Source organism: Ruegeria sp. N10, from assembly GCF_056531545.1.
The window spans coordinates 151,021-166,951 of sequence record NZ_JBQFLY010000008.1 but is presented as its reverse complement, the minus strand read 5'-3'; the positions used below and the strand labels follow the sequence as shown (position 1 = coordinate 166,951).

Genomic DNA, 15,931 nt, shown 5'->3' with positions numbered 1-15,931 from the left:
GCGCCTGAAAATGCAGGCCGCGCAATGTCCCCACCGCGGACGACAGCGAATGGTTGTCCTGCACAAATTCCGGCAACACAACCCCAGCCTCCTCCAGCCGCGCCTTGTTCCAGCTCTCAGAAAAAAACCCGCGCAAATCCCCATGCCGCTGCGGGCGAATAACCAACACACCCGACAACCCCGTCTGCTCAATCTCCATAACACCTAACCTCAACCACCTGTTGCCTGTGTTTTGGCTTTGCCACACGTGTATGAAATGTGACTTCGATTCGAAATTTTCAGAGCGTAGTTAACTGACTGCGCGAACAAATTGAATGGGCAAGCTCTTTTGTCGAGTTATGCGTCTGATGGTTTCGGCGACCTTCTTGATTGGGCTCTTTGCTAAATTTCTGGTTGTCCAGTCCTTGCCGGTGGCCATAAATATAATCACACAAATAGTAAACCGCTTTGCTTGGAACGAAAGAGCGGATGAAAGAAACGCAGAAAAGCGGCAGTATCGGATCCGAGCTGCTACAAAACGTAACGGCTCAAATCTGCTGATTTGGTCAATTCACCCAGATTGTCGTCCACGAATTGTGCGTCGACAGTTATTTCTGTTCCGGCCCTGTCTGGTGCAGTGAATGACAGCTCTTCAAAGACCCGTTCCATGACTGTGTAAAGTCGCCGCGCACCAATGTTTTCAATGCTCTGGTTCACGTCGGCTGCGATCCGCGCCAGGGCGGCAATACCATCCTCGGTAAACCCAACCGTAACCTCTTCGGTGGCCATGAGGGCCGTGTACTGACGGGTCAATGCGTTGTCGGTTTCGGTCAGGATACGCACGAAGTCTTCCTCGGTCAGCGCGCGCAGCTCTACCCGGATGGGCAGACGACCCTGCAATTCGGGCAGAAGGTCTGATGGTTTGGCGATATGGAACGCACCGGATGCGATGAACAGGATGTGGTCGGTTTTAACCGGACCGTGCTTTGTCGAGACGGTTGTGCCTTCGATCAGAGGCAGCAGGTCGCGCTGCACCCCTTCACGACTTACATCACCACCACGCGATTCTGTGCGGGCACAGACCTTGTCAATCTCGTCCAGAAAAACGATGCCGTTCTGCTCCACCGATTCCAATGCGGTGCGGGTGACCGTCTCATCGTCCAGCAGCTTGTCTGCCTCTTCTCCGATCAGCACGTCATAGCTTTCGGCGACAGTCAGACGTTTTCTAACAGTGCGCCCGGCAAACGCCTTACCGAAGATATCGCCCAGATTCATCATCCCCATCTGACCGCCAGGCTGTCCCGGAATATCGAACATCGGCATTGGGTTTGAACTGTCCGCGACGTCCAGTTCAATGACCGTCTCATCCAGCTCACCCGACTTGAGCTTTTTGCGGAACATCTCTCGTGTGCCTTCACGGGCATCCGTACCAGCGATGGCGTCAATCACGCGGTCTTCGGCGGCCTGATAGGCTTTGGCCTTGACATCTTCGCGCATGAATTCCCGAGTTTGCAGAATGGCGGCATCGGCCAGATCGCGGATGATCTGTTCCACGTCGCGACCGACATAGCCAACCTCGGTGAACTTCGTGGCTTCGACCTTGATAAAGGGTGCGCGCGCAAGCTTGGCCAGACGGCGGCTGATCTCGGTTTTGCCGACACCGGTGGGGCCGATCATCAGGATGTTCTTTGGATACACCTCTTCGCGAATATCGTCCGGCAACTGCTTGCGGCGCCAGCGGTTGCGCAGTGCAACGGCCACGGCGCGCTTGGCATCCTTTTGCCCGATAATGAAACGATCCAGTTCCGAGACAATCTCGCGCGGGGTCAGGTCGGTCATATGTGTTCTATCCGTTTGTTTCGCACCGGAACCTAATCATAAGCTGCGAAAACACAAGCTGATCACAAAAAACTCACGCCAACACACGAACCGAACACGGAAATTCGAGGTGATGTTAATCGCCACACAGATATTTGCTGCGCATAGTCTGCGTCAACGGGCAAAGTCGCCCGCACTTATCTAATGGAGAACGTAAAATGATGACTCGTCGTTCACTTTTTCTGAACGCGGCTGCCACTGGCGCGGCTCTGACTCTGGTCGGCACCAATGCGGCTTTGGCCGGGGGTGACAAGAAAAAGGGTCATTTCGAGGGGCGCTCGAAGCACGAAACCAGCGGCTCGGTCAAAGTAAAAAAGGATGGCGATCGTTATATCGTTGAATTAGGCAACGACTTTTCGTTGGACGGTGGCCCCGACCCGCGTGTGGCATTCGGTAAGGATGGCGAATACGACCCGTCATCTAAGCTGGGTGCACTGCTGAATTTGAAAGGCAAGCAATCTTATGCGGTGCCTCCAACTATGGACATCTCGGGCTACAACGAAGTTTACATCTGGTGTGAGGTCGCTGGCGTCCCGCTGGGTGTTGCGTCGCTAAAATAATCTGAACGACAGAGGCCGGATCATCCGGCCTCTAATCCGTCGTTAGCTGACACGGCGCATATCTGCTACACTCGCCCCAAAGCATTTGAGCACGGGGCGAGTGTATGACGAAAATTGCCAAGATCACCCTGCTGTTCGTGGTGTTCGTGGACCTGATCGGACAAGGTCTGGTCTTTCCCATCATCAACTCGCTGATCATGGAAACGAGCTCCGGTTTCCTGCCGGAAAGCACGCCTGTCGGCCGCAGGCATTTTTATTATGGTCTGGTGATCGGATGCTTTTTCCTGTCGTGGTTTCTGGGCGTTGTTTATGTCTCGAAAGTGTCTGACTCGATTGGGCGAAAGAATGCATTGCTGGTCTGCCTTGGGGGGGCGCTGGCCGGATATGCGTTGACCATTGTGGCGCTTTATCTCAATAACCTGCTTCTGCTGATCGTTGGCCGTTCGATTACCGGGTTCACTGCGGGTAATCAGCCCATCGCGCAGGCGGCGATGATCGATGGCAGCACCGACGCGTCTGACCGGGACCGAAACATGGGCTACATCGTGACAGGTGTTAGCTTTGGCCTTGTCGGCGGGCCGATCATAGGCGCGGTTTTGTCGGATTCGGCGTTATTCGGCGGCTTTGCCACGTTGAAAACCCCGTTCTATGGCGCGTTCGTGTTGGTTCTGGTGGCGATATTTCTGGTGCTGCTCTTTTTCAAGGACACCCGAACCAAGCGCGAGCCCTTTGTGTTTCGCCCCCGTGATATTACCGACAGCCTGATCGCAGTTGGCGAACACCCACTGGTTCTGAAAATCCTGCCGGTTTATTCGTTTTTCATGATCGCCAATGTCACATTCTACGTGTTTGTCGACAATTTCCTAACCAGCGCATTCGGGTATGGGGTCATCGGGGGCAGCGTGGCGATGGTGGTCATCGGTGTGGCGCTGGCCTTTTCCAGCACGTTCCTGGTGAAGCCTGCCCAGGAAAGGTTTAGCAAACACGCGATCATTTACACGTCGCTTGTGGTGATGGTCATTTGCGGGTTTGCCTTTGCCTTCAGCCCAAGCGGTGTATTCAGCTATGTCCCGGTGTTTTTCTTCTATTTCCTGTTCGGGGTCGCCTATCCAACGCTGTTGGGCCTGTTCTCCTCAAGCGTCAGCGAGGCGGATCAGGGCTGGGCCATGGGCGTGGCCACTGCCGTGTTCTGCCTTGCGGGCGGGATCATGTCACTGATCGGTGGCGGATTGATGAGCATCGATATCCGCGTGCCCTATTACATCGTGATCGTAGCGGCGGTCCTGGGGTTGATCGGCATGCACCGTCGATGGAAAGGCAAAGAGATCAAAGCGCTTTTAGCCTGAGATCGTCTCAACCGTCAGGTTGCCATTGGTATAGACGCAGATATCTGCTGCGATGGCCATGGATTGCCGGGCGATGTCCTCTGCGGATCTGTCGCTGTCCATCATGGCACGCGCGGCGGCCAGAGCGAAGTTGCCTCCCGACCCGATGGCAGCCACATTGTGTTCGGGTTCCAGAACATCCCCTGCCCCGGTGATGACAAGCAGATCCTTGCCGTCTGTCACGATCAGCATCGCCTCAAGCTTTTGCAGATACTTGTCTGTGCGCCAGTCCTTGGCGAGTTCAACTGAGGCGCGGGCCAGTTGGCCGGGCGTAGCCTCAAGCTTGGCTTCCAGCCGTTCCAGCAACGTGAAGGCATCCGCTGTCGATCCGGCAAAACCTGCCACGATCTCGAACCCTCCGGGAGACAGGCGACGCACCTTGCGCGCGGTGCCCTTGATCACGGTCTGACCCAGACTCACCTGACCGTCGCCGGCAATGACGACATGACCGTCCTTCTTGACGCCGATAATCGTTGTGCCGTGCCAACCGGGAAAGTCGTTATCTGCCATGATCGTCTCCGCTTTTGCTGGCGGTATATATGGGCCGGACCTGTTGTTGGCGCAACCCATTGCCAAACTGCCCAAAAGATATGCAAAAAATGCAATTCGGGGTTACCGGACCAGCAATTGTGAGTCCGGCCAAGCGGTACTAGATGAGGCTCACAACCGACGACGGGTCGGCTGTTTCTTCAATAAGGACTGCGCACATGGCAACTACAGCTAATATTCATGCGCCGCTCGGAGCAGCTACCATCCTGCACGTGGCGGACGTTTTCATCAATGCATTCGACAATGTTGTCGCATGGAATGAAGCCCGTAAAACACGGAACCTTCTGTCGGAACTCAGCGACACGCAGCTGGACGATATCGGTCTGAGCCGCGCGGATATCGCTAAAATCTGATCCAACCGACAGATCGTCAAACCGAACCAGCCGCCCGGATTTCCGAGCGGCTTTTTCGTTGCTCAGCCCTGGGCGTATTTCCCGGCAAGATCGGGCAAAAAGGCCTCGACCGCAGCAGTTGCAATGACGTGCAGAGTGCCAGTCTCTTCATCGGCGACATCCAGACCACCTTTGACCGCGCGAACCTCGGCCCGGCCCCGTGGCAAGTCGGCAGCAACCAGCTCGCAGTTCACCTGTTCCGGATTCTGAACGCCGATTGTCACACGCACGCGCATTTCGTTGTGATCGATCCCCAGCTTTGAAAACAGCGTGATGGATGAATGATGCAGCGCGTCCTGAACCGCGCGGCGGGCTGCTTTGGTATAATCCTGACCATAAAGGTCATTGCCGGTGCCCATTTCCAGGATGATCCGCTTTTCACTCATTGCGCAGGGTCCATGTCGCAAGAAACGATCAGTGCGGCGTTGGCGATGACCGTGTGGCCGTCGCCATGCGGTTTTTCGATGTCCAGCCCACCCTTTGTGACAGTAATGTTGGGCTGGCCATAAGGGAAAACGGCTTTGAGGGCGTCTGTATCCACTTGATCCGGCTGCTGCACGCCGATCTCGGCATCGATGATCATCACCTCTTTCGGGAAACCAAACAGCTCGGCCATATTGACCGAGTTGTGCCACAGCGCGTCTCTGATCGCCCGCAGCGACGCCTCGGTATAGTCCATCCGGCGCAGGGATGTGCCCATCCCGAACTCTACAAGAACGCGCGTTTTCGCCATTGGTTTCCCCGCCGATTCAACAAAAAAGGCGCCCCGATCAGAGGCGCCTTTCGAACAATTCGTTATCGCCAGATTAGATGGATTCGTCGATCCAGCTTTGCAGCGCGGCTTTGGGGGCAGCGCCTGCGCGATTCGATACAACCTGACCGTTCTTGAAGATGAACAGCGCCGGAATGCCGCGCACGCCCATGGCGGCGGCAGAGTTCGGGTTGTTGTCCACGTCCACCTTGGCGATCTTGACCTTGCCGCCATATTCGGCGGCCAGCTCTTCCAGTGCCGGACCGATCTGCTTACAGGGTCCGCACCATTCGGCCCAGAAATCCACTACAACTGGAACGTCCGAGTTCTTGACTTCGGCGTCAAAGGTTTCGTCGGTGACGGCTACGGTCGACATATTATGTCTCCTGAATGAAATGCGCTTGGGTTGTGAAGGTAGGGGCGGCAGTAGGCAAGGTCAAGATATCTGGGTGCAGGCCAGGGCATCCGTCACAAGATCGTGTGGCAGCCACATAAGATTTGCCGTTCTTGTCCAGAGGATTGCGGTGCGTATCTTATGGTTTGGATAGATCTGCGACAGGGCCTGCGCATACGCGCCCATTTGGCGAAGCAACCCTTCGGGGCAATCTTCGACCCGGTTCGGAACGGTGGCATTTGATTTGAAATCAATCACATGGACTTCGGTGTCTGTCACGATCAGGCGGTCGATAATCCCATACATTCGCTGCCCGTTCAGGTCGGCAGTAACAGGTATTTCGGCCAATGTGTCCTGCGTGAAAATGTGTCGCAGGCTTTCGGATGCCAGTACGCCTGTGACTTCGGTCAGCAATGCGCCCTGATCCTCTTGCCTCACCTCGGGCAGCAGGCGGGCACAAAGCTCTGGCCAGTGGTTCTGCGTGACTTTGGGCAGATGCTCAAGCAGCAGGTGCACGCGGGTTCCGCGCAGTTTGGCAGCGTCTTCATCCAGACCAGCGTCACCCGGCAACGCCTTGGCCCCACCCAGATCCGAAGGGCTGATAGAGGCCGCCGGTACAACTGGTTCTGGTGCGGGGTGCAGGAACATGTCGGGCAGTTCTGCATGTTTGGCCAATGCAACTGACTGCTCGACCAATGGCAACCCATCCCAGTCGCCATGGGACAGCCGACGTGTATCTGAACCAGGCAGTTGCGTTGCCCCGGCCTTTTCCATCGCCGCTTCTACCATCTGGTACCAGTTGTTGCCATCTTTACCCAAATCACCCGCCGCCGCCACGATCAGCCACTTTTCGGCCCGTGTTAGAGCCACATATAGCAGGCGAAGCCGTTCGTTTTCCTCGCGGGTGCGCGCCTCTGACCGGGCGTGAGTGATCAGGTTTGGCGATTGGTCTGCCGAAACCTTCCACAGCGGTGTCCCGTCTGCCACCATGATTTCGGCGTCGCGTGGCGGCTGACGTTTGCCGGTATCCGGCAGAATGACGATCGGAGCCTCCAGACCTTTCGAGCCGTGCACCGTCATCACCCGGATCATATTGCCGACCCCGCTCATCTGTCGTTTGATTTCCAGATCGTCGGTCTGCATCCAGACCAGAAATCCCGTCAGGCTGGGGATATCCGTCCGCTCGTAGGCCAACGCCTGCGACAGCAGGGCATTGATACCGTCTTCAGCCTCGGGACCCAGTCGGCCCAACAGGTTTCGCCGCCCGTTATGTCGGGTCAGAATGCGTTCGATCAGGTCATAGGGGCGCAGAAAGTCGATCTGACTGCGCAGATCGTTCAGCACGCCCAGGGTTTCGGGGAATTCGTCAGCGCGTTTGCGCAAAGCAGCCCACAGGAATTGCTCCTCCCGCCGATGGGCCAGATCGAAAAGCTGCTGCTCGGACCATCCGAACAGCGGGGATTTCAGAACTGTCGCCAGCGACAGGCTGTCTTCGGGCGTCGCCAGAAAGCCAAGCAGCGCAGCCAGATCCTTGACCGCTAGTTCGGCCCCCACCTTAAGCCGGTCCGCCCCGGCGATGGGTAGCCCGGCAACCTTGCAGGCGCGAATGATTTCGGCAAACAGGTCGGACCGGCGTTGCACAAGGATCAGAAAATCACCGGGTTGCACTTTGCGTCGAACAAACTGGCCCTGTGTGTCCCCGTCTTCAGGGATCGTTTCGCCGCCATCGATCATTTTTTTGATCGACGCAGCCACCCGTTCGGCCAGAATAACGGTATGATGCCGTGATCCGGGTCGGTCCACCGGATCAGTCCAGTCCCCCTCCTCCGCGTCTTCGACTTTTTCGACAACGGGCCAAAGATCAACCCGACCGGGCAAATCGGATTTGAAGGCGCGGTGCTGGCTTTCCTTCTGAAATCCTGCATCGGTTCGGTTATCAAAAAGCGTGTCGACCAGAGACAAGATCGCGCTGGAGGATCGGAAGGAATATTCCAGCGTCGAACCCCACAGTTTAGAGCCTGATTCCGTGAGTTTTCGGTCAAACTCCTCCTGCATCCGGTCAAAAGCCTGCGGGTCGGCGCCCTGAAAGGAATAGATCGATTGTTTTTTGTCGCCGACCACAAAAATCGTGCGCTCGACCCCTGATCGGGCCCCTTCCCCACTGGTGAACTCCTGAGCCAGTTTTTCGACCACATCCCATTGATCGGGGCTGGTGTCTTGCGCTTCGTCGACAAGAATGTGGTCGATACCCCCATCCAGACGGTATAGCACCCATTCGGCCACTGCCGGGTCATTCAGAACCTGACGTGCGCGCAGGATCAGATCGTCGAAATCCAGCCACCCCCGCAACTGCTTGCGGCGTTCATATTCCGGTAGGAATGCAGCGGCAAAGCGGTGCAATACAGCGGTTTTCTGGGCTGCAACCAGCGCCAGCCGGCGTTCGCGTGCAGCTTCGACCCGCAGCATGAGAGCTTCGAGTTGAGGCATCCGGTCCGCCAGCGCACCTTCGCGAAGGGGTTTGGTGGGAAAGCCGTTGATCTTGGCGGTGAACGGTTCTTTTGCGCCTTTTCCTGTCAGCAGCACGTCTTCCAGCATGGGCAAGTGAGCCAATCGTGCTTCGGTGAACCCTGCCAGCTTTGCCGCTGCCTTGGCATTATTGCCGCCACTTTCGAGCAACAGGGGCAAAATTGACTGGATCAGCTCAACCTCACCACCCAGGAAAACGCTTTGAAACAACGCATTATCGTCGAAATGCGAGGGCAGTTCGAAGCGTTGCAACAGATCAGGCCAATCCAGTTGCTGCGCGAATAGGTTGCGCTTTTGGGCGATCGCCGCAGTCAGCTTGTCAAAGCCTGTATCGGTGACAAACCGGGCCACGTCTTCGATCAGCCCGGCCTGCGGGCCTTCTGCAAAATCTTCAACAATTTCTTCCCTTAGCAAAGCTGCCGCACGGTCTTCCATTTCCGAAAACTGCGGGCTGACCCCGGCCTCGAGCGGGAAACGACGCAGCAACGAGGCGCAGAAAGAGTGAATTGTCTGAATCTTCAAGCCACCCGGCGTCTCAATGGCGCGGGCAAACAGGGTGCGCGCTTGGGCCAATCGATCTGAATCGATGGTGCCAGTCACGCCCAATTCGGCCAGGTCCTTTTGCAGCCTGGCATCTTCCAGCATGGCCCATTTGCCAAGACGGTCAAACAACCGGTTCTGCATCTCGCTGGCAGCGGCTTTGGTATAGGTCAGGCAAAGAATGTGTTGTGGCTGGACGCCACCCAACAGCAGGCGCGCCACCCGATCGGTCAGAACCCGTGTCTTTCCTGACCCCGCATTGGCGGCCAGCCAGGTCGAGGCATCGGGTCGCGCGGCTTGCACCTGCCGTTCGGTGGCTTCGTTGCGCGCGCTCATACCAGGTCCTCGGGGCGCGTTTCGGCTGTCCGGTCCCACTCGCCGAACCGGGCCAGATGATCATAGTCACCGATATCCGTATCCTTGTGCAGCATTCGGCGGGATGAATATCCCTGATCAGGCTCTAAATAGGCTGAAATCAGCTCTTTTAGTTCGGCCAGAACCTTCTCGGCGGGTTCTTTCAGCAGCGGCGCGGGCACCTCTTTATAGGCACCACCCATCCCGATGAAGATCGCCTCTGCCACCGCCATCGGGTCAAGCCCTTCGATACCGCCCTGCTCGGCCATTGCGGCCTCGATCAGCAATTGCTTGTCGAATTTGGACTGCTGGCTTTCTGTCGGAGGCGCGCCGGTTTTATAGTCGATGATCCGCAAGGCCCCCCGGCTGTTGTGATCGATCCGGTCGGCGCGCCCTGTTATGGTGAAATCCAGCGGGTTCAGCACCAGCTTCATCGCCGCTTCAAAGGCCACTGGCCCGCCATCACCCCGGCGCGAAAGTTCGGCGCTGATAAAGTCGTCTGCGATCCGTTCCAGTCGCGCAAGCCACAGGTGCCGCGCCGTGGGCCAGGCGACATGCTGCTCCAGCAATGCGTGCGCGCGCTTCAGGAAATTCTCACGCGTCAGCAAGGCGTTGTCGAGCACGCTATCCTTGACGAAATGTTCGAGGATTTCGTGGATTACGATCCCCCGCAGCAACGCGTCGGGTGCCTGGACAAGCGGGTCGAGAGGTTTCAAACGCAGCACATGCTTGGCATAGATGGCATAAGGATCGCGAATTAGCCGCTTGATTTCCGTTACTGACAGGTGACGTGGACGCGCGGCAACTGGCGGGCGCGGGGATGGGCGTTGCGCGGGGTCAATGCGCGGCGCGTCTTCCAGAGCGTCGGACCAATTCAGCCAGTTTTGGCCACGGGCGCGCATTTCGGCCAGCGCTTGGGGGCCACCCTGCTCAGGCAGGCCTTGCAACAGGTTTGTCAGCCGGTTCACCCAACGGGACGGCACCGTTTCCGCATCGTCCGAGCGGGTTGCGCGGGTTAGCCAGACCTCGGGCGCGCCGATGGCCTGTTGAAAATCATGCGCCGACAGGCCAATCCGCCGTTCGGGCAGCAACAACCCCGCTTTGTCACGCATCTGCCGGTTCAGCCAGGGGTCAGGAGCCGGAGCTTCTGGCCAACTGCCTTCGTTCAATCCGCCAAGGATCAACAGGTCCGCACCTTGTACCCGCGCTTCGAGTGTGCCCCAGATCATGATATGCGGATGTGGCGCGTCGCGGTCGCGGACCTCTTCCCCTGCAAGCAACGCGCCCAGAAGATCGGCAAAATCATGGGCTGTCATCGGCCCGCCATGTTGCGCCTCATCCCTGAGGGAATTCAGCACTGCCAGCGCTTTTTGACCCGCGTTCTTGTCCCAAAGCGTGCCGGTTTCACCTGCACTGCCGGCCGAGATCGCCTCGGCAAGTGTTGTGAGCCGATCTACCCAGTCGGAAAGCGCCAACTCGCCACAGATCTGTTGATCGCAGAAGTGGTGAACAACCCAGTGGGCCCAGCTTTCGGGGGCTTCTTTGCGTACTGCAAATGCTGCGAGGCTGGTGCCATCCGGAAATGGCGGGCCATTGCGGCGCAGGTCCAGTTCCAGATCACGCGTGTGCAGCAAATGGTTACCGCGTTCACTGCCGTCATGGCACAAAGGGTGTTTTAGCAAGGTAAGCAGCGCCTCGCCCTCCAGACGGCGCGTGAACAGACCAGCCACATGTCGCAGAAACCGGCCCGGAGGCGAGAGTTGCAGCGGCAGGCCGGCGCTGTCATCCGCCAGAATGTTCCACCGGTCCAGCGCGGCGCTGACCTGACGGGTCAACATGCGATCGGGCGTGATCAGGGCGGCGGTCTGACCGGTTTCAGCAGCCTGTCGCAGGCGCAGGGCAATGGCCAAAGCCTCGTCCCGCGGTGATTGCGCCTCGACCAGTGTCAGGTCTTTGGTTGCGCCGAGTAGATCAGCCAGTTTCGGGCCTTCGCTCATCCAGGCATCGGTGATCGGGGCCGGGCGCAAAGCCAGGGAAACCAGACGGTTACGGGCAGGCGAGGGGGCGTTCAGGTCTGTCCAGGGGGTGATCTGGCCGGGTGACAGGCCCAGCCCGCGCATCAACTTGCGAAACCGGTATTGCGGATGATCTTCCGAAGTCAACGCATCATCCAACCCTTCCCAAACGTGATCCGGCTGGTCGAAATCGTATCCGGGCAGTACCAGCGCCCCTTGCGGCAAGCGCGCGACGGCGTCCATCAGCATCAGCGTGGTGCCGCGCGAACCGGTTGACCCGGCCAGAATAACCGGATGCAGGGGGGGATCGGTTTGCCAGCGGGCGATCAGGTTTTCGACCACGCGACGTTGGCGGGCCTGCGCGTCCATCACCTGCGAGCCCGTGTCAATGAAATGATCTGCGATACCGATAAAGCTCTGAGCCCGCGCCCAATGGCCGGACATGTCGCTGACATCCAGCCCCCGGATCGTGTCCGGTGACACACCTTCGCCCTGCATTTCGTCGATCAGCGCCGCCAGACTGTCGGACAGGTCAAAAATCGACGACCGGGCGGCCAGATCCGGTTGTTGTTCCAACAATTTGGCCACCAGCTGAGACAATTCCAGACGCCGCCGAAGGGGCGGGATGGCAGGTGGAATATGCGCCAGATCAGCGTTGTCCCCCAGATCGGTTAGCAGCGATATGCGGGGCAGCAGGCATGGTGGCCCCTGATTGAACAGATCACGTACGCGCCGTTCCATACGCCGCGTGTTCAACACCAGCCCCACCCGCGCCAAAGCCTCGGGCGGGCCTGAACAACGCCGCCTCAGGCCGTCGACCAACGCCTTGGGGAAATCCGTACCGGGCGGGACGGCGAAGACGCGGGGCAGGGGTCCGGGGTCAAACATCTGCCAGCAAATCCTCGGCCAGAGCGATCCCATCTGGGTGGCCCACATCACACCAGCGACCGGGGTACTCAATGCCGAACAAACGCCCTTGATCGTGCATCTGGTTCCAAAGCAGGTTCAACGAAAACGCCGGTTGCGAAATGGCGTGCAACCCTTGTGTCTTGAGGATCTGCGCGCCCCCGTAAACCAAGCCGGGCCCACGCGTGATCCGCCCCACCTGATCGGCGGTAAAATCACCCGGCCTGTCGTGACCAATGGCCTGCGCAGTCGGAACACACATCAAAAGCGCATCCATGCGGGACGGGTCCCATGCGTTTTGCAGCAGCATCAATGGATTTGGGCCGGACCAGATTGCGTCGGTATTCAGTGTGAACACAGGGTCGGTGCCCAGCAATGGCAGGGCTGCGCGCAACCCGCCGCCGGTTTCCAAAATCTCCGGCTCTTCCGGCGATATCAGAATGCCTTTGGGCCTGAGATGCGCGTCGAGCTGATCGGCGTGGTAATGCACGTTTGCCACTGTGCGAACAGGGCCAAGGTTGTCGACAAGATCCAGCGCGTGGTCGATCAGGGCGCGCCCGGACACTTCGATCAGCGGTTTGGGTCGGTCCTTGGTCAACGCGCCCATACGGGTGCCAAACCCGGCGGCAAACAACATTACGGCAAAGGGTGATCCGGTCATTGGGGCCTCAGCCTGGCCAAATTCTGAGGTGTTGGTCGGGGCAGAGCGTCGTGCAGCAGCGAGGCCACCGAAACAAGGGCAGGGTGTTCCAGATCCCGCATGAGGTGCGACCAGACCGCCGGGATCATGTCCAGATATTGCGGCTTGCCGTAATCGGTTGCCAGCCGCGAAAAACCGCCAAGGATGCGAAGATTTCGCTGCGCGCCCAATACGCTGTACGCGGTCCGAAACTCGTGATCATCCATACCTGACCCTGCAATATAACGGTTGATCATCTGCATTTCTGTCCCGACCGAAACATCGCGGCGAATGTCCTGAAGCAAGGACACCAGATCATAGGCGGGGTGCCCCAGCATGGCCAATTGGAAATCCAGCAATCCGACGCGCCTTATGCCGTCGCGCTCGGGCAGCCAAAGAAGGTTTTCCGCGTGATAGTCCCTTTGAATGACAACTTTGCCCCCAGAGGTTTCACGGTGCAGAATATCGGCAAACCGAAGTTCGAACCGGTCCAGAACGTCCTGATCAACATTGCCCTGAATTCCAGCGGCATATTTCGTAAGCGCCAGCGCCGCCAGGTCCGTCATCAGGGCCGGGTCGTAGGACGGTAGCGACAATAATGGGGCCTGATGCAGGTGAAGCAACACGTCTGTTGCGGCCTCGTACAAAAGGCGTTCTTTGGACGGGTCTTTTTTCAGAACACGTGCAAACAGATCATCACCCAGATCTTCCAGCAGCAGAAATCCATATTCAGCGTCTTCTGCGTAAATCTCGGGCGCACTCAGTCCAATCGAACGCAGATACTCGGCAATGCGCACAAACGATTCGACGCTTTCGCCCTTGTCAGGTGGCGCATCCATCAGGACAGCCGTTCGCCCACTGACCGGATCGGTCACACGTTCGTACCGGCGGTTCGATGCGTCGCCGGCCAGTGGTGCACGCGTTGCCCCGGCCCAAGGAGTTTGTGCAATAAGGGCTTCTGCCAGGACTGTCCTGTTTGTCATCCGGCATTCTCCAGCTTTTTTACCCATTTCGGATCGGCCCATGACAAGGACACGTGGCGGGTATCTTCTGTGTCAGGGTCTGTTTCGAAGGCCAGCTTTAACGCAGCGGCAGGGGCTAGTGCGCCCAGCTTTTCCGGCCATTCCACAAGGCAGATTGCTGTGTCAAAGGCATCGACCAAACCCAGTTCATCCACTTCCTCTAACGCGTTCAGCCGATAAATATCGCAGTGCCAGATCTCACCGGCCGGGGTGTCGTAGGTCTGAACCAAAGTGAATGTGGGTGACGGCACATCTTCCGGTTCAGGCATGAGTGATTGAATGAGGCTGCGTGCGAAATGCGTCTTGCCGCTGCCGATTGCACCACTAAGCAACAGGACATCCCCGGCATCAAGCGAAGACCCGACACGGGTCGCAAAATCTGCGGTTTCATCGGGCGATCTGAAGGTCAGGGTTTGGGGGGGCGTCGTCATGGCGCCACAATGACGTTCTGCCCAATCGGCTGCAACCCCGGTTCAGGCGCTGATCTGTTTCAACGGGGCGGTTTTTGTCAGAAGATCCACGGGTGCAAACCGCACGATCGTCGCACCGTTATGAACCGGTGAAACCGTGCAGTCCAAAGTGATGCCCGACCGCATCCGGATTTCAGCCGTCCACTCCGCCCTGTTATCCCGCATTTCGACGAAATCCCGGATCTCTCCCAGAATCGGCGTAGCAACACAATGGTCCTGCCACCGCCGCGTGACATCGGTGACCGTGTCTGTCTGAAAGCCGATTTCCTGTGCGTCGCCCCAAAGCTTTTCGTAGGCGTAGTTGGTAAGGGCCAGGGTGCCATCATCGGCAAATACAGCGATTGCATCGGCCAGCTTGTCCAATATGGATTGCATCAAGTCCATCTCGGACCGGAAGCGGCGCGTTAACGTGATTTCGGCCGTAATATCTTCGAACAGAAACGCAACAGCCCCGTCGGGGTGCGGCCTGCCGCTTACAGAATAAACCGAGCCAGAGGGCAGCGACCATGTTTCGTGGTAATTGCCGCCCTCGGCTGCTTCGAGCAGGTCGTTCATCTGACGCCGCCATGTACGGTAGTTCTTGGGCTCTGGCATCATGTGCTGATCCCTTAGCCGGTCGAAGAAACTGCTGATATTCGGGCGGCAGCTGAGGAAATCCGGCGGCAACGTGGTCAGATCGATCAGGGCCGGGTTGAACAGCGCCAGTTGCCGGTTGCGATCGAAAATGGCCAGGCCGATCGAAAGTTGAGCAAACGTCTTGGTCATGGTCTGCACGAACTTGCGTTGCGCGGTTTCCGCTTCGACAATGGCGTTGATGTCTGTGGCGTAACATAACCGCCCGTCTTCCTGTTCGATCTGCGTCAGATCGAACCACAACTTGCTGTTGGACCCAGTCACATCTACCGAAACCCTTGATTTTCCAAGCGACGGCGCATCAGAGGAGCCCGGAAACAGCGGGGCAGTCAGATCGGCATCCTGACCACGCGCCCGGCGAACAAGCGTGACATAAGCCGCATTGCACCATTGCACCTGGCTGTTGTGATCCAGCAACCATACCGGATAGGGGGCCTGTTCCATGGCCAGACGGCTCGGTTCACTCAGCGTGTTTGACCCAGTCGGAGAAATTCTGGCCGGTTCGTGCAGACGCACGCGGACAATCCCGTCGATCCATTCACACACGACTTCGCGTTCGACTGTGCAATCAATGGCCGAGATTACCAGTACATTTTGATCACGAACCTTTTCGGGTGTTTCGGGGAAGGTGGGGAAATCCCTTTGCAGCAGGCGGCGCAAGTCCTGCCAGCTTCCAACATGTTCGAACCCGGCAAGCGCGATATCGGAGTGGCTGATCAGGTGATCACCATCAAACAGGAATACCGCATCGAACAGGGATGTTGTCGAAAACAAACCAAAGACATCGTCGCGTCGCGTCTGGCGTGGCAATAACCACTGCACAGCAAAGCATCCCGATACCAGGCTGATCGCGGCCAGAATGATCCAGTCGGCCATGAATATCCCCAAGGTAGAACAA

15 protein-coding genes are annotated in these 15,931 nt (G+C 57.8%); 3 read left to right on the top strand and 12 right to left on the bottom strand.

Translation table 11 applies throughout. From position 1 onward, the window contains the following. A partial coding sequence (locus tag ACR0JI_RS12935; protein ID WP_480496397.1) for a dTDP-4-dehydrorhamnose 3,5-epimerase family protein occupies positions 1–199 on the bottom strand: 199 nt, incomplete at its 3' end. A 311-nt stretch (positions 200–510) separates the two neighbouring features. Next, the gene (hslU, locus tag ACR0JI_RS12930; protein WP_480496395.1) at positions 511–1,818 is read right to left on the bottom strand and encodes an ATP-dependent protease ATPase subunit HslU; all 1,308 of its coding nucleotides are present in this window, start codon (positions 1,816–1,818) and stop codon (positions 511–513) included. A 197-nt stretch (positions 1,819–2,015) separates the two neighbouring features. On the opposite strand from hslU, the gene ACR0JI_RS12925 reads away from it, so the two are divergent. Continuing rightward, entirely contained in the window at positions 2,016–2,417 is a 402-nt protein-coding gene (locus ACR0JI_RS12925) for a DM13 domain-containing protein (RefSeq protein WP_480482580.1), read from the top strand. A 104-nt stretch (positions 2,418–2,521) separates the two neighbouring features. Next, entirely contained in the window at positions 2,522–3,763 is a 1,242-nt protein-coding gene (locus ACR0JI_RS12920) for an MFS transporter (protein ID WP_480496393.1), read from the top strand. Here ACR0JI_RS12920 and hslV read toward each other — a convergent pair. Then, on the bottom strand, positions 3,755–4,312 hold the full coding sequence (gene hslV, locus ACR0JI_RS12915; protein WP_480496391.1) for an ATP-dependent protease subunit HslV: 558 nt from the start codon (positions 4,310–4,312) through the stop codon (positions 3,755–3,757). The genes ACR0JI_RS12920 and hslV overlap by 9 nt on opposite strands. Before the next feature lie 197 nt (positions 4,313–4,509). Here hslV and ACR0JI_RS12910 point away from each other — a divergent pair, with 197 nt between their 5' ends. After that, positions 4,510–4,704: a DUF1127 domain-containing protein gene (locus ACR0JI_RS12910; protein ID WP_209505251.1), complete on the top strand. Its 195-nt coding sequence runs from the start codon at positions 4,510–4,512 to the stop codon at positions 4,702–4,704. Positions 4,705–4,766: 62 nt separating this feature from the next. Here ACR0JI_RS12910 and ACR0JI_RS12905 read toward each other — a convergent pair whose 3' ends face one another. The 9 genes from ACR0JI_RS12905 to ACR0JI_RS12865 all read right to left on the bottom strand — a co-directional run bounded on the left by ACR0JI_RS12905 (position 4,767) and on the right by ACR0JI_RS12865 (position 15,909). Further along, positions 4,767–5,129, bottom strand: a complete 363-nt coding sequence (locus tag ACR0JI_RS12905; protein ID WP_480474425.1) for a Lin0512 family protein — start codon at positions 5,127–5,129, stop codon at positions 4,767–4,769. Further along, positions 5,126–5,476 carry a Lin0512 family protein gene (locus ACR0JI_RS12900; RefSeq protein WP_480474426.1) on the bottom strand — a complete coding sequence of 117 codons (351 nt, stop codon included), beginning with the start codon at positions 5,474–5,476 and terminating at the stop codon, positions 5,126–5,128. Before ACR0JI_RS12900 ends, ACR0JI_RS12905 begins: the two co-directional genes overlap by 4 nt. Positions 5,477–5,549: 73 nt before the next feature. Next, on the bottom strand, positions 5,550–5,870 hold the full coding sequence (gene trxA / locus ACR0JI_RS12895; protein WP_480496390.1) for a thioredoxin: 321 nt from the start codon (positions 5,868–5,870) through the stop codon (positions 5,550–5,552). 60 nt (positions 5,871–5,930) lie between these two features. Beyond that, positions 5,931–9,290 carry a double-strand break repair helicase AddA gene (gene addA / locus ACR0JI_RS12890; RefSeq protein ID WP_480496388.1) on the bottom strand — a complete coding sequence of 1,120 codons (3,360 nt, stop codon included), beginning with the start codon at positions 9,288–9,290 and terminating at the stop codon, positions 5,931–5,933. Continuing rightward, on the bottom strand, positions 9,287–12,211 hold the full coding sequence (gene addB / locus ACR0JI_RS12885; RefSeq protein ID WP_480496386.1) for a double-strand break repair protein AddB: 2,925 nt from the start codon (positions 12,209–12,211) through the stop codon (positions 9,287–9,289). Before addB ends, addA begins: the two co-directional genes overlap by 4 nt. After that, positions 12,204–12,890 (bottom strand): nucleotidyltransferase family protein, encoded by a 687-nt coding sequence (locus ACR0JI_RS12880; protein WP_480474431.1) that lies wholly within the window; start codon positions 12,888–12,890, stop codon positions 12,204–12,206. The genes addB and ACR0JI_RS12880 overlap by 8 nt, the downstream gene beginning before the upstream one ends. Continuing rightward, entirely contained in the window at positions 12,887–13,891 is a 1,005-nt protein-coding gene (locus tag ACR0JI_RS12875; protein ID WP_480496384.1) for an aminoglycoside phosphotransferase family protein, read from the bottom strand. Before ACR0JI_RS12875 ends, ACR0JI_RS12880 begins: the two co-directional genes overlap by 4 nt. Beyond that, positions 13,888–14,361, bottom strand: coding sequence for a tRNA (adenosine(37)-N6)-threonylcarbamoyltransferase complex ATPase subunit type 1 TsaE (gene tsaE / locus ACR0JI_RS12870; RefSeq protein ID WP_480496382.1), 474 nt, complete (start codon positions 14,359–14,361; stop codon positions 13,888–13,890). The genes ACR0JI_RS12875 and tsaE overlap by 4 nt, the downstream gene beginning before the upstream one ends. Before the next feature lie 42 nt (positions 14,362–14,403). Continuing rightward, positions 14,404–15,909 (bottom strand): PAS-domain containing protein, encoded by a 1,506-nt coding sequence (locus ACR0JI_RS12865; protein ID WP_480496380.1) that lies wholly within the window; start codon positions 15,907–15,909, stop codon positions 14,404–14,406. Positions 15,910–15,931: the final 22 nt, after the last annotated feature.